Genomic DNA, 17,693 nt, shown 5'->3' with positions numbered 1-17,693 from the left:
CTGACTGCGACTCCGTATGGAGGAGGTGTCCTCATGCCCCGAACCGCCGTGGCGACCTCGCCCGCGACCCTCGACCAGCTCCTTGACCGAGGGCGAGCTCAGGGTCACCTTTCCCTGGCGGAGCTGCGGGAAGCATTTGCTGTAGCGGGGATCAGCCCGACCGAGGGCCGTTCCATCCTGCGTGAGCTCACGGAGGCCGGGGTGAGCCTGGCCGCCGAGAACGAGCCCGCGCTCGGGAAGGCCACCAGCGCGAAGAAGGCGACCACCACGCGCAAGAAGAGCACGACCACCAAGACGACCACCGCCAAGGCGCCGAAGCAGGCGAAGACGGTGGCCGCCGACACCGTACCCGAGCAGGCCGACCGGCCCGCGGAGGATGTCGAGGCGCCCGAGGACCTGGAAATGGCCGCGGAGGACGCGGACATCGAGCAGGAGACGCTCGACCTCGACGACAACCAGTCGGTGATGGGCGACTCCGTCCACACCTACCTCAAGTCGATCGGCCGCCGCACGCTGCTGACCGCGGCCCAGGAGGTCGACCTGGCCAGGCGGATCGAGGCCGGCCTGTACGCCGAGTACAAGCTTGACAGCGACCCGAGCATCTCCCCCGCCTACCGCGACGACCTGGAGATGGTGATCGAGGACGGCAAGCGCGCCAAGGACCACATGCTGGAGGCCAACCTCCGTCTGGTCGTGTCGGTGGCCAAGAAGTACACCGACCGCGGCATGGCCCTGCTGGACGTCGTGCAGGAGGGCAACCTCGGCCTGATCCGCGCGGTGGAGAAGTTCGACTACACCAAGGGCTTCAAGTTCTCGACGTATGCGATGTGGTGGATCAGGCAGGCGATCCAGCGCGGCTTCGCCGACTCGGCCCGCACCATCAGGCTGCCCGTCCACGTCCTGGAGATGCTGTCGAAGCTGTCGCGTGTGGAGCGCGACATGCACCAGCGTCTCGGCCGCGAACCCACGCCGGAGGAGCTGGCCGTCGAGCTGGACAAGACGCCCGACCAGATCGAGGAGCTGCTGCGCACCAGCCGCCAGCCCATCTCGCTCAACGCCACGATCGGCGAGGACGGCGAGACGACGATCGGCGACCTGATCGAGGACGTCGACTCCCCCGAAGCGTCGGAGATCGTCGACCGCCAGCTCCTGGGTGACCAGCTGCGCGGCGTCCTGGACAACCTGTCGCCCCGCGAGGCGCGCATCATGGCGCTGCGGTTCGGCCTGGTGGACGGCAAGCCGCACACCCTGGACGAGATCGGCAAGCACCTGGGCCTGACCCGCGAACGGATCCGCCAGCTGGAGAAGGAATCCCTGTCCAAGCTGCGCCATCCGAGCAACACTCGCCCCCTGCTCGACTGGGCGAGCTAGCCACCGAAGCGAACGCCCGGCACCACCCGTGAGGTGCCGGGCGTTCTTCGTGCGCGCGGCAGGCCCACGCGCCCGCCACGGGCGTCCTCGGCGCCGGCCACGGGGGACGCGCCGGGCAGCGGGTACGGGCCGAGGCGAGGCAGGGGCCTTGCCGTGATCGGCAGGCGTGCCGAAGAATGCGGATGTGGCCCGGCCGGCCTCGACGAGCTGCCCCGGGGCGACCGCTTCTCCACCACGAGGATGACGACGGCGGCCATCCCGGAGACCGAGGAGAGCCCTATGAGAGCCCGCGACCTGCCGATCACCCTTGACGGTCGCCCAGGCCGCTGGAACGCGATCACCGACGTGCCCGGCGTCGAGGTCGGCTACGTCACCCTGACCGAGGGAGGGGCCCGCACGGGCGTGACCGCGATCCTGCCGAGGGGCAGGGACGGCGTCGGCGTGCCGTGCGCGGCGGCCACCCACTCCCTCAACGGCAACGGCGAGATGACCGGCACCGCGTGGATCGAGGAGATCGGCGCGCTGACCCTCCCCGTCACGATCACCAACACCCACGCGGTCGGCACCGTCCACCGGGGAGTGATCGACTGGGTGGCGGGCGCGCACCCGCGCCTGGCCGCCGAGTGGCTGCTGCCGGTGGTCACCGAGACGTGGGACGGCTACCTCAACGAGATCAACGCCCCGCACGTCCGGCCGGAGCACGCCGCCCAGGCCATCGAGGCCGCCGCGTCGGGCCCTGTCGCCGAGGGCAACGTCGGCGGCGGCACCGGAATGAACTGCTACTCGTTCAAGGGCGGTTCCGGTACGGCCTCGCGGCTGGTCGAGCACGGCTCCGACACCTGCACGGTGGGCGTGTTCGTGCAGGCGAACTTCGGCAGCCGTCATGAGCTGACCATCGCGGGGCACAGGGTCGGGCCCCTGCTGCTCGACGACGACCCGATGGGCACCACGAACTGGTACGCCCCCTCGGGCGCCGGCTCGGTGATCGCGGTGATCGCGACCGACGCGCCGCTGCTCCCCGGGCAGTGCAAGGCGCTGGCCCGCAGGGTGCCTCTGGGCCTGGCCAGGACCGGCACGACGGGCAGCCACTTCTCCGGGGACATCTTCCTGGCCTTGTCCACGGCCAACGCGGGCGCGCTGACGAGCGGCTTCGTCACCGAGGAGGACTACCAGAGCCTGCGGTTCGTGCCGTGGGGGCGGCTGGACCCCTTCTTCGCCGCCGTGGTGGAGGCGGTGGAGGAGTCCGTGCTCAACGCCCTCACCGGGGCGGAGGAGATGACCGGCAGGAACGGGCACCGCTCCCCCGCGCTGCCGATCGCCCGCACGATCGACCTCATCACGTCCTGACACGCGAAGCGCACGCCGCCGCGGGGACAGCGTGCGCACTCGTACGGCGGCGGAACCGGGTGCGCCCGGTTCCGGCAGCGGAACCAGACGTGCCAGGAGCGCCCGGTCAGCGGGCGGAGGGCACCAGGCGGGGCAGGGTCGGGATGCCGGTGAGCCTGTTCTCCTCGCGGAGCGTGCGCAGCTTGTCGACCTCGGCGGTCCAGCGCGCGCCGTCGGGCGTGGCCTTGGCCTTGCGGCGGGCGATGCGGTCGTCGTAGGCCTTCACGCCGAACGTGGAGCGCTGACCCGCCTCGGCCGCCCTCAGGGCGTCGGTGAGCGCCTTGTCGAACAGCAGGCCCGCCGCGCGCAGCTCGAACTCCGGAGCGTCGGCCTCGCGCAGGTCGTGCACCACGGACTCGGCCTGCCTGGCCTTCTCGATCAGTTCGGGGAAGCTCTTGGAGATCTCCTGGTCGGCGTGGAAGCGCACCTCGGCCTCACGGCTCACACGCGGACGGAAAAACGCCATCGGACAGCTCCCTTTCACTCGTTACGACCGGTAGCGTACGCGGTCCGGCGCCCGAACACCCACTCGGGTGACCACACCCGGGCCGTACGGCATCCCATGGCTTCGACACGCCCATGGGGAAACAGGTGACCGCCTTTACAAAGTATGGCATGGTGATCTCCATGCCGGCCAAGCGACCGCCCGTCCCGCTGTCCCGCGAGCGCATCATCGACGCCGCCCTCCACATCGCCGACGGCCAGGGCCTGCGCAGGCTGACCATGCGCAGGCTCGGCGACGCGCTCCAGGTGGAGGCCATGGCCATCTACCACCATCTGCCCCGCGGCAAGGAGGCGCTGATGGACGCGCTGGCCGAGCACGTGACCGCCATCCAGGTCGATCCCGCCACGAGCTGGCAGGAGACGGCCAGACAGTGGTGCAGAGCGCAAAGAGAGGCCCTCAGGGAGCACCCGGGAGTGCTCGCGCTGGCCCTGACCAAACCCCCCAAAGGGGCTACGGCGATCGCCATCATGGAGCAGGTCGAGCAGTTGACGGACGCTGGGCTGACCGAGGCCGCCGAAGCCGTGCGCACGATGCGCGCGTTCGTCTTCGGCAGCGTCGCGGTGGAGGTCCAGCAGTCGGGCTGGGCCGACCCGGAGCGCGACACATGGACCCGCCGCGACGAGCGCGCCGACGCCGACTTCGAGCGCGGCCTGGAGGCGATGCTGCGAGGACTGGCCTCATAACCCAGGGTTTACCAGCCCGTCGGCGTGTCGACGTTGGTCCGTTATCTTGTGTAAGGCACCCTGTGTCGTGGGTCACATGGTCTGAACCACCCCCGGGGATCCTCCTTGAATCGTCCGAACGGGCTATGTCGGAAACTGTGACGCACGCCGCACACTTGGCGCAGAATACGAAACAGCCCAGAGCCGCTCCCCCGCCGCTTCCAGCGAGGGAGCCACCCAAGAGATATCGGAGGCACGCCGATGTGCCCGCACGACCCGGCCTGTCCGTCTGCTGAGGCGCCCGACCGCGAGGCCGCACGCACGCTCGCGTCGCACCCCGAGCAGGGATGGAGCCTGCTGTGCAACGGTGTGGTCCTGTTCGAGGACACCGGGGAGCTGCTGCCCAGCGGCGACGTCATCGCCCCCCACAGGCCGTTGCCGCTGGTCGGCGCCGCCTGACCGTCAGTACCGCCCCGCGAGCCAGTCGGCGACCACCTCACCGACCTTCGCGGGGTCCTTCTTGAGGTCGTGCCCCTCCCCTCGCAGCACAACCAGGCGTGCCGCGTCGGCGGCGTCGGGCACCCCGAAGGGATCCCTGTCCCCGTTCACGACCAACACGTCCACCCCAGCGCCCCGCAGCTCGTCCGCTCGCGACTTTTCCGGCTTTCCCGGTGGGTGCAGGGGGAAGGCCAGCGCCACGACCGCGTCCGCGCCCGCCGCCTCGGCCGTACGGCACGCGACCCTGGCCCCGTTGCTCCTGCCGCCCTGGACGAGCGGGATCCCCGGCCAGCGCCCGGTCAGCTCCTTGATGACGGCCAGCCACGCCTCGTCCTGGCGCACGGGCGAGCCCGGCGCCCTGGCCCCGGCCCGCCTGAACGGCTGGGTCACCCTGGCCACCGTGGCCCCCATGGCCGTGGCCGCTTCTCGTACGGCCAGCAGGTCGGGCGCGTCCACGCCGCCGGCCGAGCCGTGAGTGAGGACCAGCAGGAACCTGGGCCGCTCGACCTCGTCGACGTCGACCAGTGCCGCCCCCCGCGGCGTCATGATCTCCACCCTCCCACGGTAGCCGCCCGGGCCTTTCCCGCTCCGCACCGACCCACACCCTCGGGCTTGGACGTCGGCGTCCTCGGCAGGGGCGCCCGGGAGTCCCGGGCGCGGCGCGGGAGTCAGGGTCGACCCTCATGGCGGGGCGGGAGGGATCCTTCCGGGGAAGGATGGCAGCGCGTCGGACGCCGTGGGACATTGGCCGCATGTCTGAGATCCGTGACGAGCTGCGAGCCACCCTTGAGACCCGCAAGGACCTGGGTCCCGACTATGAGGCCGCCCTCGTCGAGTCCTTCGTCGCCAAGCTCGACGCCACCATCGCCGAGCGGGTCAGGGCGGAGGTGAGCGCCCAGCGCCCGTCCAAGAAGAAGAAGGGCGACAAGGGCGCCGCCCCGATCGCGCCCATCGCGCTCGGCTCCATGGGCATGGCCATCCCCCTGTCGGCCATCGCCGGGGGTCAGGCGGGCTTCGCCGGCCTGGCCCTGGTGTGGATCTGCATCGTCATCATCAACGTGGCCGCCGCCGGCGCCCTCATGCGCCGGGACTGAGGGACTCCGCGTCGAGGTCGCGGTGGAGTCGCAGGCGCACCTGCGCGGCCAGTTCCTCGTCGGGGTGGGTGAGGCCGTAGTCCCAGACGCGCTCGGCGTCGTCGGCGCGCCCCCGTAGCGGCAGCGTGCGAGCGAGCAGCTCGATGGCCAACGCGCTGGTCTCCGCCTCCTGGCTGAACTCCACCGCGCCGGCGAACTCGGCGCACGCCAGTTCGAGGTGGGCGATGCCGAGCAGGACCCGCAGCCGCCCCTCGTGCGCGCCTTCAGCCAGTGGCAGCGCCTCGACGAGCACCGCGGCCGCCTCTCCAGGCTCGCCGCCGTCCAGCAGCAGCTCGGCCAGCTCCTGGGCGGCGCGGGAGCTCAGGTCGGGGTCGCCGACCGCGATCGCCGCCCGCAGCTCGCGCTCGGCCTCCTCCTCTCCGGTGGCCAGGTGAGCCAGCGCGAGATGCGCCAGGGGAAGATAGGCGGCCGTCCCGACGCCGATGACGGCCTGCCACGCGCCCCTGGCCTGCTCGGCGTTGCCCTCCCGCTCGAAGCCGCGCGCGAGGTGGCAGGCGGCCTGCGCGGCGTACTCGGGGTGTCCCGTGGCCAGCGCGGCCCGGGCGGCGGTCCTGGCGCCCGCCAGGTCGCCCCGCTCCTCCAGCACCACGGCGAGCCCGACGGCGGCCTGCGCCCTGTCGTGACCCTCGGGGTCGGCGGACAGCTCCGCGAAGATCGCGGCCGCGCCTTCCAGATCGCCGCTCTCTGCGAGACGGCGGGCCCGCTCGAGCGGGCCGGTGGTCAGCGGGGTGTCGAGCTCGGGGGACGTCAACAAGGCTCCTTCGACGGCGACCAACCGATGGCGATCAACGTCGAGCCTAACGATTTCGGGCCGCCGCGTCGCCCGACATGACCATCCTGTGCACCGGTGTTGGCTCCGGCCCGACGAAGCCGGACGGGCGGCCTTCCGTGGGAAGGCCGCCCGTCCTCGGTCGCTCGATCGGTCAGTCCTCGTACGCCGACAGGGGCGGGCAGGCGCAGACCAGGTTGCGGTCGCCGTAGGCCTGGTCGATCCTGCGCACGGGCGAGAAGTACTTCCCGTCGCGCAGCCCCTGGACGGGGTAGGCGGCCTCGGTCCGCGTGTACGGGTGCGTCCACTCGTCGGCCACCAGCGACTCCGCGGTGTGCGGGGCGTTGCGCAGCGGGTTGTCGGTCTTGTCGTAGGAGCCGTCGGCCACCTTGGCGATCTCGCCGCGGATGGCGACCATCGCCTCGACGAACCTGTCGATCTCGGCCAGGTCCTCGCTCTCGGTCGGCTCGATCATGAGCGTGCCCGCGACGGGGAAGGACATGGTCGGCGCGTGGAAGCCGTAGTCGATCAGGCGCTTGGCCACGTCGTCGACCGTGACGCCGGTCTCCTTGGTGATCTGGCGCAGGTCGATGATGCACTCGTGGGCGACCAGGCCGCCACGCCCGGTGTAGAGCACGGGGTAGTGCGGGGCCAGGCGCCTGGCGAGGTAGTTGGCCGACAGGATGGCCTGCTCGGTGGCGGCCTTGAGGCCCTCACCGCCCATCATCCTGACGTAGGCCCACGAGATCGGCAGGATCCCGGCCGAGCCGTACGGCGCGGCCGAGACGGGGCCGACGGGCGAGCCGTTGTGCAGCGGGTGTCCCGGCAGGTAGGCGGCCAGGTGACCGCGGACGGCCACGGGACCCACGCCGGGCCCGCCACCGCCGTGCGGGATGCAGAAGGTCTTGTGCAGGTTGAGGTGGGAGACGTCGGCGCCGAACTCGCCCGGCTTGGCGAGACCGACCAGGGCGTTGAGATTGGCCCCGTCGACGTAGACCTGGCCGCCCGCCTCGTGGACCTTGGCGCAGACCTCGGTGATCGTCTCCTCGTAGACGCCGTGCGTGGACGGGTACGTCACCATGATCGCGGCCAGCGTGTCCGCGTGCTTGGCGATCTTGGCGTCGAGGTCGGCCAGGTCGACGTTGCCGTCGTCGTCGCAGGCCACGACCACGACGCGCATGCCCGCCATGACGGCGCTGGCGGCGTTGGTGCCGTGCGCGGAGGAGGGGATGAGGCAGACGTCGCGGTGGGTGTCGCCGTTGGCGCGGTGGTAGGCGCGGATGGCCAGCAGCCCGGCGAACTCGCCCTGCGAGCCCGCGTTCGGCTGGATGGAGACGGCGTCGTAGCCGGTCACCTCGGCCAGCCAGCCCTCCAGCGTCTCGACCAGCTCGACGTAGCCGCCGGCCTGCTCGACGGGCGCGTAGGGGTGGATGCCCGCGAACTCGGGCCAGGTGATGGGCTCCATCTCGGTGGTGGCGTTGAGCTTCATCGTGCAGGAGCCGAGCGGGATCATCGACCTGTCGAGCGCGATGTCCTTGTCCTGGAGCCTGCGCAGGTAGCGCAGCATCGAGGTCTCGGAGTGGTGGCTGTGGAAGACCGGGTGGGTGAGGTAGTCGCCTTCCCTGACCAGTTCCCCGGGCAGCGCGTCCTCACCGGCCAGGTCGGTCAGCGAGACGCTCACGCCGAACGCGGCGGCGACCTGCTCCAGGTGGGCCAGGGTCGTCTTCTCGTCGCAGGCGATCGAGACGTGGTCGGCGTCGGCCGCCCACACGTTGATCCCGCGCTCGGCGGCGGAGGCGACGACCTGGGCGGCCCTGCCGGGCACGCGGGCCAGCACGGTGTCGAAGAAGACGTCGTGGACGACCTCGACCCGTCCCCCGCGCAGGGCGGCGGCGAGCGTGACGGCCATGCGGTGGGTGCGCTGGGCGATGCGGCGCAGCCCCTCGGGGCCGTGGTAGACGGCGTACATGCCGGCGATGACGGCCAGCAGCACCTGGGCGGTGCAGATGTTGCTGGTGGCCTTCTCCCTGCGGATGTGCTGCTCGCGGGTCTGCAGGGCCAGGCGGTAGGCGGGGTCGCCGTCGACGTCCACCGACACGCCGACGAGCCGTCCCGGCATCTGCCGCTGCAGGCCCTCGCGGACCGACATGTAGGCGGCGTGCGGCCCGCCGAAGCCGAACGGCACGCCGAAGCGCTGCGAGGAGCCGATCGCGATGTCGGCGCCCAGGTCGCCGGGGGCGGCGACCAGCGTCAGCGACAGCAGGTCGGCGGCGGCCACCACCAGCGCGTTGTGCGCGTGGGCCGCCTCGGCCAGGGCGCGGAAGTCACGCAGGCGGCCGGAGGCGCCCGGGTACTGCACGAGCACGCCGAAACACTCGGGCAGCTCGCCGTCGAGGGAGTCGACGACCAGCTCGATGCCCAGCGGCTCGGCCCTGGTGGCCAGGACGGCCTTGGTCTGGGGCAGCGCGTCCGCGTCAACGACGAAGACGTTGCTCTTGGACTTGCCGGCCCTGCGCGCCAGCGTCATCGCCTCGGCGGCGGCCGTGGCCTCGTCCAGCAGGGAGGCGCCCGCCACGTCGAGGCCGGTCAGATCGGAGACGACGGTCTGGAAGTTGAGCAGCGCCTCGAGCCTGCCCTGGGAGATCTCGGGCTGGTAGGGCGTGTAGGCGGTGTACCAGCCGGGGTTCTCCAGCAGGTTACGCCTGATCACGGCCGGGGTGATCGTGTCGTAGTAACCCAGGCCGATCATCGAGGTGAGCACCTTGTTGCGGTCGGCCAGCGCCCGCAGCTCGGCGATCACTTCGGTCTCGCCGGCCGCGGCGGGCAGCCTCAACTGGTCCTTGGCCCTGATGGCCTCGGGCACGGCGACAGCCACGAGGTCGGCGACCGACTCGAAACCGACCGCCTCCAGCATCTTGGCCTGCTCGGCGTCCGAGGGACCGATATGACGGGTCGCGAAAGGCGGGGCAGCGAGGTCGCTGAGGGGCTCGGTCATGGATCTGCCTCCCAAGGCTGATGGAGAGCGCACGGGCTTATGCCGGGTCTCCCCCTCTGTCATCAACCTGAGAGGTTCGCCCGCGATTCCGCGGGCTTGCACCGTCGGTGAGACGCGCCTGGCTGGCGTGCCTGCTTTCCAGAGTTGCCTCACCCGAGCGGTACTGGATGCCTGAGAGATTCCGGGGAGGGTTGCTCCTTCGGCGCCCCGGATGCCCGGGGACTCTCCCGCACGGGGTCGTCAGCTACAGGCCTAGGCTACCAGCGTTCGGGGATCAGCCCAGTCGGCGAGCCTTGCGGCGCTGGGCCAGTTCGTCAGCGGGATGGTCGGCCGGGACGGTGTCCTCGACCGCCGCCCGTTCCCCCGGCAGCTCCGCGAGCGATCCCTCGACTTCGCGCCAGACCCTGCCCAGCGCGATACCGAACACTCCCTGACCGCCTTGCAGCAGGTCGATGACCTCGTCGGCCGAGGTGCACTCGTAGACGCTCACTCCGTCGCTCATGAGCGTGATCCTGCTGAGGTCGCCGACGCCCCTGTCTCTCAGGTGCTGGACGGCGGTGCGGATCTGCTGGAGCGACACGCCGGTGTCGAGCAGCCGCTTGACGACCTTGAGCACCAGGATGTCGCGGAAGCTGTAGAGGCGCTGGGAACCCGAGCCCTGAGCGGCTCTTATCGTGGGTTCGACCAGGCCCGTGCGCGCCCAGTAGTCCAGTTGCCTGTAGGTGATGCCGGCCGCCGCGCAGGCCGTGGGGCCGCGATAGCCGATGTCGCCAGGCAGAGTCGTAGGCTGCTCGTCGAAGAGCAGGCCCTGCTCACCCGCACGCTGGCGCGCACTCTCGCGCCGCACCGGGTCTTCCTGGCCGGCCGTCTTTCCCTCGCCGCTGCTGACCGCCACGCGGACCTCCGGCTTTCTCTCATCCCGTGGTCTGATCTGGGGGTTCGCAAAGGACAACCACAGGTTTCACTTGCACCGTAGGACCGTGACCATCCGCAGTCAACGATCCGGCTCGGCGCGTCGTGAAGCGTAAATGCAGTGAAATGCGTACCCCAGGTGTCGGCCAAGGGTACGAGCCTTCACGAAGGGAGTCCTACCCAGCGCGTCCGAAGTCCTCGGGCGTGATGGTGTCAAGGAACTCCCTGAACTTCTCCACCTCATCCTCCTGGTCATCAGGGATGATCACCCCGGCCTCCTGCACGACCTCCTCGCTGGCGAAGATCCGCGCACCGGTGCGCAGTGCCAGGGCGATGGAGTCGGACGGGCGCGCGCTGACCTCGACGCCGTTGGAGAACACCAGATCGGCGAAGAAGATCCCATCACGCAGAGCGACGATGTTGACCGCGCGCAGGCCGACGCCCAGCGCGCTCAGCACATCCCTGAACAGGTCGTGGGTCAATGGCCTGGGCGGCGGCTCCTCCGCTTGGGCAAGGGCGATGGCCGTGGCTTCGGTCATTCCTATCCAGATCGGGAGAAACCTCTCACCCTGCGCCTCCTTGAGCAGAACGATCGGCTGATTTGTGGGCATTTCAACGCGAACGCCCACTACCTCCATCTGCAACACGGGCTGCTCCGAATTCACGATCCATGGGCCGGAATCTTCCGCACTTCAACGTAACACCCACTGGGTAAGTAATATCCCTGCCCCTGAGGCTCCCAGCCAACCTACCCGCCTCCGTGATCCCTTCGCTCACCGCCTCCACCCCCTGCGGCGTCGGCGGAGCGGGCGTTCGAAACTCTCGCAGCGGCCGCGCGGGAGCGCGCCGGACGTGTCCCGAACGGGTATGGCGGCCGGGACTCAGCCGCCGAGAACAGAGCGGACGGCGGCCCGCAGAAGGGCGGCGTGCAGGTCGAGGAGCTGCCCCGACAGCTGTCTGGCCGTCTCGCCGGCCTCGCCGATGGCGCCGGGGGCGCGCCGTTTGAGAATGGGGGCGACGGTCTGCTCGACCAGACCGGCCTCGCGCTCGGCCGCGGCCTTGACCGCGCGCAGGTGCCTGGCGTGCAGGCCGTACTTGGCCAGGGAGCCGACGCTGCGGGCCACGTTCAGCGCGTCCTCGTCATAGCGCCTGGCGACCGGCGCGAGCAGGCCGTAGTCCTCGAGCTCGGTGAGCGTCTCGTCGTCGAGCCCGCTGGCCTCCAGCAGCTCGGCGCGGCTGAACCTGACCTCCTTGGCCTCGGGCAGGGCCCGCGGGCGGCCGAGCTCCTCGGCCATCTTGTCCTTGATGACGCGCAGCGGCAGGTAGTGGTCGCGCTGCTCGGTGAGGATGAAGCGCAGCTGCTCCACGTGCATGTAGGTGAACTTGCGAAACCCGGAGGGGCTGCGCTCTGGCTCGATCAGCCCCTCGCTCTCGAGGAAACGGATCTTGGAGATGGTGACATCGGGGAAGTCGCCCTGCAGCAGGGCGAGCACCTCCCCGATGCTCATGTGCGACCGCGCCGCCTGGGAGCTCATGCGCCCCGCGTGAGGAAGACGAGGCGGAACTTGCCGATCTGCACCTCGTCGCCGCTGTGGAGGGGAACCTCCTCGATGCGCTCCCTGTTGACGTAGGTGCCGTTGAGGCTGCCGACGTCGCGGACGGTGAAGGCGCCACCGGGATGCCGGTAGAACTCCACGTGCCGCCGCGAGACCGTGATGTCGTCGAGGAAGATGTCGCTCTCGGGGTGCCTGCCCGTCGTCGTCAGGTCACGGTCGAGGCGGAAGCGGCTGCCCGCGTTGGGGCCGCGTGTCACGACGAGCAGCGCCGCGCCGGGCGGGAGTTGCTCGACGGCGGCCCGCTCGGCAAGGAGGGCGTCGGCCGTCTCCGCCTCATACGCCTCGATTCCCGCGACGGAGATCGTCGAGGTGGTGTCTCCCGAGACCTCATGTCTGGTCAGCGGCGACCCACACCGGGAGCAGAAACGGGCATCCTCGGGGTTGGCATGACCGCACTGCGTACAGTAGACGTACGGCATCTATCGGCTCGGCCTCCTACCGCGAGAACGCGGCGACGGTTGATCAGGACGCCCCACGCCTCTCGCTCGTTCACGATTGCGAATGCCGCAACTTACGCTGATCACTGGCAAAGGTCAAGGCGGGACGCCGCACGGCGGTTCGGACGGTGACAAAGTTACCGCCGAGCCGCCCCCAAGGTCCATGCCGCCGCGCCACTTGTGTTGTCACGTTCCTGCGGCCTGCTCCACGACGCGCGCCCATCTGTCAAGGAATGCCTCTGCTGTGTCGAAATCGTGCGCTTCGGCCCACAGGTCGGTGGCGGGTTCCGAGGCGGCGGGCAGGATGAGAGCCCAGCGCCCGTCGTCCCCGACGACCCGCACGCCGTCGGTGGTGTCGACGCGGAAGCCCTCGGCGGCCTCGATCACCGAGCGCATCACCGCCCCCTTGGTGGCCCACGGCGTCGGGACCGTCCGCTTGAGCAGCTTGGCCTCCGGGATCCGCGCGTCGATCTGGCTGAGCGTCAGACGGGTGCGGGCCACGAGGCCGAGCAGGCGCAGGAAGGCGGCCAGGCCGTCCACCGTGGGCCCGAACTCCGGCACGATGAAGCCACCCCTGCCGTCACCCGCGAAGATCATGTACGGCTTGGCGGCCGCGGAGGTGAGCGCGTCGAGCGAGGTGGAGGTCCACTCGACCTGGACGCCGTGGAAGCGGCACACCTGCTCGGCCACCCTGGTCGTGGTCACCGGGAGCGCCACCCTGCCGCGGCGGCGTTCGGCGGCGACCAGGTCGAGCACCACCAGCAGCGCCCGCTCCTCGCTGATGAGCTGGCCCATCTCGTCGACCAGGGCGATGCGCTCGCCGACGGGGTCGAAGCGGACGCCGAAGGAGGCGCGTGAGGAGCCGACGAGTTCGGAAAGGCGCTGCAGGTCGCGGCGGCGCTCGGCGAGCGTCTCGGTGGGCGAGGCGGAGTCGAGTCTGGCGTTGACGGTCAGCACCTCGACGCCGAGACGGCCGAGCAGGGTGGGCAGCACCACCGAGGCGGTGCCGCCCGCGCAGTCCACGACGACCTTCATGTCGTTGACGCCCGTCATGTCGACGCAGCGCAGCAGCTCCTGCGCGTAGTCCTCGACCGCTCTGGCTGGGAAGCTCAGCTCGGCGATCTCGCCGGGGAAGGCTCTGCGGAACTCCTGGCGGGAGAAGACGCGTTCCAGCTTGCGCTGTGCGGTGGGGCTGAGGTCGGCGCCGTGGGAGTCCATGAAGACGATGTCGACGCTCTGCGGGTCGCCGGAGGTGGTGCGCAGCGCGATGCCGCCGCTGGCGGGCCTGCGGGAGGTGTGGAAGCGGGCCACGGGCAGCGGCATGGCCTCCAGGTCGAGCACGTCGATGGCGCCCGCGGTCAGCGCGCTGATCACGGCGCGTTTGAGCGCCCTCGCCGCGCGGGAGGAGTCGCGCGAGGTGATGACCTGGTCGCCCTTCTTCAGGGTGGTGGCGTAGGCGCTGGCCAGCCGGACGCAGAGCTCGGGGGTGATCTCGACGTTGACCAGGCCGCTGACGCCGCGGGGGCCGAACAGGCTGCGCTGGCCGCGCGACTCCCAGATGACGCTGGTGTTGACGACCGCGCCCGCCTCGACGGTCTTGAAGGGGTAGACCTTGACGCCGCTGGAGACGTACGCCTCGGCCTCGATGACGCACTCGTCACCGACGACGGCGTTCTCCTCGATGCGGGCGCCGGTCATCAGGTCGGTGTTCTTGCCGATGACGCAGCCGCGCAGGTGGGCGCCCGGACCGATGTAGACGTTGTCGTGGACCACGGCGCGGTGCAGGAAGGCGCCCTCGCGCACGACGGCGTTGCTGCCGAGCACGGTGTACTCGCGCAGCTCGGCGCCCGCCTCGATCTTGACGTAGTCGCCGATGAGCAGCGGGCCCTTGAGCACGGCCTCGGGGTCCACCTCGGCGCCCTCGCCCACCCAGACGCCCGGCGACATCTCGAAGCCGCCGACGTCGAGCTTGACCCGCCCTGACAGCGCGTCCGCCTGGGCCTTCAGGTAGCTCTCGTGGGTGCCGACGTCCTCCCAGTAGCAGTCGGAGACGTAGCCGTAGATGGGCGCGCCGCGTTCGAGCAGGCGGGGGAAGACGTCAGAGGACCAGTCGACGGCCTCTCCCGCGGGGACGTCGTCGAGGACTTCGGGCTCCATGACGTAGATGCCGGTGTTCACCGTGTCGGAGAAGACCTGGCCCCAGGTGGGCTTTTCGAGGAAACGCTGCACCCTGCCCTGATCGTCGACGATGATGATCCCGAACTCGAGCGGGTTGGGGACGCGCGTCAGACCGATAGTGACGAGGGCCGAATTCTCCCGATGAAACCGGATCATGTCCGATAAATCGATATCGGTCAGAGCGTCGCCGGAAATGACGAGGAAGCGGTCGTCGCGGAGTTTGTCGGCGGCGTTCTTGACGCTGCCCGCCGTACCGAGGGGAAGGTCTTCCGTGGCGTAGTGCAGGCGCATGCCCAGTTCGTCGCCGTCGCCGAAGTAGCTGCGCACCAGCGCGGCAAGGAACTGGACCGTGACCACGGTCTCGGTCAGGCCGTGTTTCCGCAGCAACCGGAGCACGTGTTCCATGATCGGGCGGTTGACCACAGGAAGCAGGGGTTTGGGCTGGTTCGCGGTCATCGGCCGCAACCTCGTGCCCTCCCCGCCTGCCATGACGACCGCCTTCACCCGATCACTCCTTCGTCGCAGTTTGCCCGGGTTCGCGCAGCTCCCCCTTGGCAGCGGTGACGAGCTGGCGCACCTGTACCACATACAACACGCCTGCCCACCAGTACAGACCCGTTCCCCAAATGGCGAACGCCCATCCGATAATCCTCGCAATATCGGCATACCAGGAGCCGGTGTGCGAGGCCAGGAAGAGCAGCGGGAAGGCGTACATCAGATTGGCCATGGCCGCTTTGCCAAGAAAATGCACAGGCAGTGCCTTGTAGCCGTATTTGCGGAGCACGGGGAAGAAACATCCGACGAAGATTTCCCGTGCCAGGATGATCGCGACCAGCCACCACGGGATCACCTCCCTGAGCACCAGGCCGAGGAGGGTGGCGAAGACATAGAGCTTGTCGGCGGCCGGGTCGATGAGGCGGCCCAGCCTGCTGGTCTGGTTCCAGGCGCGGGCGATCTTGCCGTCGAGCCAGTCGGTGAACCCCGCCACCATGAGCAGCCCGATCGCCCAGCCGTCCGCCTTGGGTCCGAGAACCAGCCAAAGGAACACGGGCACACCGAGGAGACGCAGGAAGCTCAGCAGGTTAGGAACCGTCCAGATCCGGTCCTCCGCTGACGAAGGGGCGGAAGTTTCGCTCACGCTTGCGACCCTACTGCGTCGCCGACCAGCGCACGCTGCCGCGCCGTGGCCCGATGGATCCGCTCGCGGACCGCCGCGGCATTTCGGGCATCCGAAGAAGCCGGGGGTTGCGCGGCCCCCCGGTGATCGGGTTACGGTTGCGCCGACCAACGCGGGAGCCCGGTGTGACCGGGCTGAGAGGACGGCTACAGCCGCCGACCGCCAGAACCTGCTCCGGGTAATGCCGGCGAAGGGAGTTTGCGCGATGAGTGGCGCGCGTTTTTCCAAGATCTACCAGGGCGATCTCAGGGTCCCGGCACGCCGGATCGAGCTGAGCGACGGCGGATCCTTCACCGTCTACGACACCTCCGGCCCCTACACCGACCCCAGCGTGGAGACCGACGTCACCCGCGGCCTGCGCCCCCTTCGCGAACAGTGGATCCTCGACCGCGGCGACGTCGCCAGGTACGGCGGCCGCCACGTCAAGCCCATCGACGACGGCTACCGCGACCAGGCGGCCTGGAAGCGGGCGGGCGCGAACCTGTTCGCCGGCGAGCGCCGCGACCCCCTCAGGGCCGCGGGCGCGCCCGTCACCCAGCTCGCCTACGCCCGCAGGGGCGTGGTGACCAGGGAGATGGAGTTCGTCGCCGTCAGGGAGGGCGTGGACCCCGAATTCGTCCGCGCGGAGGTGGCCGCGGGCAGGGCGATCATCCCCGCCAACGTCAACCACCCCGAGAGCGAGCCGATGATCATCGGCAGGAACTTCCTCGTCAAGATCAATGCCAACATCGGCAACTCCGCCATCACCTCCTCCGTCGAGGAGGAGGTGGAGAAGATGACCTGGGCCATCCGCTGGGGCGCCGACACCGTCATGGACCTGTCGACGGGCCGCGACATCCACACCACCCGCGAGTGGATCATCCGCAACTCGCCCGTCCCGATCGGCACCGTCCCCCTCTACCAGGCCCTGGAGAAGGTCAACGGGGTCGCCGCGCACCTGTCGTGGGAGGTCTACCGCGACACGCTCATCGAGCAGTGCGAGCAGGGCGTCGACTACGTCACCGTCCACGCGGGGGTGCGGCTGGCGTACGTGCCGCTCACCGTCGGCCGCAAGACGGGCATCGTCTCCCGCGGCGGCTCGATCATGGCGGCATGGTGCCTGGCACACCACCGCGAGAGCTTCCTGTACGAGCACTTCGAGGAGATGTGCGACATCCTCGCCTCCTACGACGTCGCCTTCTCACTGGGCGACGGGCTGCGGCCGGGCTCGATCGCCGACGCCAACGACGAGGCGCAGTTCGCCGAGCTGCGCACGCTGGGCGAGCTCACCAAGATCGCTCACGCGCACGACGTGCAGGTCATGATCGAAGGTCCGGGCCACGTACCGATGCACAAGATCAAGGAGAACGTGGAGCTGCAGCGCGAGCTCTGCGACGACGCCCCCTTCTACACCCTCGGTCCCCTGGTCACCGACATCGCGCCCGGCTACGACCACATCACCTCGGGCATCGGCGCGGCCATGATCGGCTGGTACGGCACGGCGATGCTCTGCTATGTCACCCCGAAGGAGCACCTCGGCCTGCCCGACAAGGACGACGTCAAGACCGGCGTCATCACCTACAAGATCGCCGCGCACGCCGCGGACCTGGCCAAGGGGCACCCGGGGGCGCAGGCGTGGGACGACGCGCTGTCGGATGCGCGGTTCGAGTTCCGGTGGGAGGACCAGTTCGACCTTTCACTGGACCCTGACACCGCGCGGGCCTTCCACGACGAGACGCTGCCCGCGACCCCGGCCAAGACGGCGCACTTCTGCTCGATGTGCGGGCCGAAGTTCTGCTCGATGCGGATCTCCCACGACCTGCGGGCGCAGGCGGGGATGCGGGAGAAGGCGGAGGAGTTCGTGCGCGGCGGCGGCGAGATCTACCTGCCGCTTCCCGAGCGGCGCTGAGGCCCGACCTGCCGCGGAACGCCCGCGCCGCCTGCCGCAGGGGCCGGGCGGCGCGGGCCGGCCGTCGTAGCGGTCCCTGGACCGGGAGGCCGGGACCGCGAGACCGGGACCGCGAGACCGGGGTCACGAGGCCGGGGTACGCCTG

At 70.1% G+C, this 17,693-nt stretch carries 16 protein-coding genes and 2 riboswitches; of the genes, 6 read left to right on the top strand and 10 right to left on the bottom strand.

Annotated elements, in window-relative coordinates:
* The first annotated feature begins 33 nt into the window (after positions 1 to 33).
* On the top strand, positions 34 to 1,371 hold the full coding sequence (locus tag AC3EO4_RS11515) for an RNA polymerase sigma factor (protein WP_379568435.1): 1,338 nt from the start codon (positions 34 to 36) through the stop codon (positions 1,369 to 1,371).
* Between the two features lie 279 nt (positions 1,372 to 1,650).
* Positions 1,651 to 2,718 carry a DmpA family aminopeptidase gene (locus AC3EO4_RS11510; protein ID WP_431895278.1) on the top strand — a complete coding sequence of 356 codons (1,068 nt, stop codon included), beginning with the start codon at positions 1,651 to 1,653 and terminating at the stop codon, positions 2,716 to 2,718.
* 106 nt (positions 2,719 to 2,824) lie between these two features.
* Here AC3EO4_RS11510 and AC3EO4_RS11505 read toward each other — a convergent pair whose 3' ends face one another.
* Positions 2,825 to 3,202, bottom strand: coding sequence for a hypothetical protein (locus AC3EO4_RS11505; protein ID WP_379568439.1), 378 nt, complete (start codon positions 3,200 to 3,202; stop codon positions 2,825 to 2,827).
* A 170-nt stretch (positions 3,203 to 3,372) separates the two neighbouring features.
* Between AC3EO4_RS11505 and AC3EO4_RS11500 the strand changes: the two genes are divergently transcribed.
* A complete protein-coding gene (locus tag AC3EO4_RS11500) occupies positions 3,373 to 3,945 on the top strand; it encodes a TetR/AcrR family transcriptional regulator C-terminal domain-containing protein (protein ID WP_431895276.1) in 573 nt (190 codons plus the stop codon).
* A 240-nt stretch (positions 3,946 to 4,185) separates the two neighbouring features.
* On the top strand, positions 4,186 to 4,383 hold the full coding sequence (locus tag AC3EO4_RS11495; RefSeq protein WP_354906855.1) for a DUF5999 family protein: 198 nt from the start codon (positions 4,186 to 4,188) through the stop codon (positions 4,381 to 4,383).
* Positions 4,384 to 4,386: 3 nt separating this feature from the next.
* On the opposite strand, the gene AC3EO4_RS11490 is transcribed toward AC3EO4_RS11495, so the two are convergent.
* The gene (locus AC3EO4_RS11490) at positions 4,387 to 4,968 is read right to left on the bottom strand and encodes an alpha/beta hydrolase family protein (protein ID WP_379568443.1); all 582 of its coding nucleotides are present in this window, start codon (positions 4,966 to 4,968) and stop codon (positions 4,387 to 4,389) included.
* 206 nt (positions 4,969 to 5,174) lie between these two features.
* Between AC3EO4_RS11490 and AC3EO4_RS11485 the strand changes: the two genes are divergently transcribed.
* Positions 5,175 to 5,516, top strand: coding sequence for a hypothetical protein (locus AC3EO4_RS11485; RefSeq protein ID WP_379568445.1), 342 nt, complete (start codon positions 5,175 to 5,177; stop codon positions 5,514 to 5,516).
* Here the strand turns inward: AC3EO4_RS11485 and AC3EO4_RS11480 are convergent.
* The 8 genes from AC3EO4_RS11480 to clsA form a co-directional block, all read right to left on the bottom strand.
* On the bottom strand, positions 5,500 to 6,327 hold the full coding sequence (locus AC3EO4_RS11480; RefSeq protein WP_431895274.1) for a hypothetical protein: 828 nt from the start codon (positions 6,325 to 6,327) through the stop codon (positions 5,500 to 5,502). The genes AC3EO4_RS11485 and AC3EO4_RS11480 overlap by 17 nt on opposite strands.
* A 172-nt stretch (positions 6,328 to 6,499) precedes the next feature.
* Positions 6,500 to 9,340 (bottom strand): aminomethyl-transferring glycine dehydrogenase, encoded by a 2,841-nt coding sequence (gcvP, locus tag AC3EO4_RS11475; RefSeq protein ID WP_431895272.1) that lies wholly within the window; start codon positions 9,338 to 9,340, stop codon positions 6,500 to 6,502.
* A 148-nt stretch (positions 9,341 to 9,488) separates the two neighbouring features.
* A riboswitch (glycine riboswitch) is annotated at positions 9,489 to 9,580 on the bottom strand.
* Positions 9,581 to 9,614: 34 nt separating this feature from the next.
* The gene (locus AC3EO4_RS11470) at positions 9,615 to 10,235 is read right to left on the bottom strand and encodes a MerR family transcriptional regulator (RefSeq protein ID WP_379568451.1); all 621 of its coding nucleotides are present in this window, start codon (positions 10,233 to 10,235) and stop codon (positions 9,615 to 9,617) included.
* Between the two features lie 193 nt (positions 10,236 to 10,428).
* The gene (locus AC3EO4_RS11465) at positions 10,429 to 10,899 is read right to left on the bottom strand and encodes a bifunctional nuclease family protein (protein WP_183661379.1); all 471 of its coding nucleotides are present in this window, start codon (positions 10,897 to 10,899) and stop codon (positions 10,429 to 10,431) included.
* 234 nt (positions 10,900 to 11,133) lie between these two features.
* Positions 11,134 to 11,760 carry a transcriptional regulator FtsR gene (ftsR, locus tag AC3EO4_RS11460; RefSeq protein WP_379568453.1) on the bottom strand — a complete coding sequence of 209 codons (627 nt, stop codon included), beginning with the start codon at positions 11,758 to 11,760 and terminating at the stop codon, positions 11,134 to 11,136.
* A 23-nt stretch (positions 11,761 to 11,783) separates the two neighbouring features.
* Entirely contained in the window at positions 11,784 to 12,287 is a 504-nt protein-coding gene (locus AC3EO4_RS11455) for a double zinc ribbon and FHA domain-containing protein (protein ID WP_354906861.1), read from the bottom strand.
* Between the two features lie 204 nt (positions 12,288 to 12,491).
* The gene (locus AC3EO4_RS11450) at positions 12,492 to 14,987 is read right to left on the bottom strand and encodes a sugar phosphate nucleotidyltransferase (RefSeq protein WP_379568455.1); all 2,496 of its coding nucleotides are present in this window, start codon (positions 14,985 to 14,987) and stop codon (positions 12,492 to 12,494) included.
* Positions 14,988 to 14,991: 4 nt separating this feature from the next.
* Positions 14,992 to 15,621, bottom strand: a complete 630-nt coding sequence (gene clsA, locus AC3EO4_RS11445; RefSeq protein ID WP_379568457.1) for a cardiolipin synthase ClsA — start codon at positions 15,619 to 15,621, stop codon at positions 14,992 to 14,994.
* Between the two features lie 141 nt (positions 15,622 to 15,762).
* Positions 15,763 to 15,873, top strand: a riboswitch (TPP riboswitch).
* Between clsA and thiC the strand changes: the two genes are divergently transcribed.
* Positions 15,866 to 17,548, top strand: a complete 1,683-nt coding sequence (gene thiC, locus AC3EO4_RS11440; RefSeq protein WP_431895269.1) for a phosphomethylpyrimidine synthase ThiC — start codon at positions 15,866 to 15,868, stop codon at positions 17,546 to 17,548. It overlaps the preceding riboswitch by 8 nt.
* Positions 17,549 to 17,693: the final 145 nt, after the last annotated feature.

The organism is Nonomuraea sp. bgisy101, from assembly GCF_057708945.1.
This window is presented reverse-complemented; position numbering and strand designations above follow the sequence as displayed.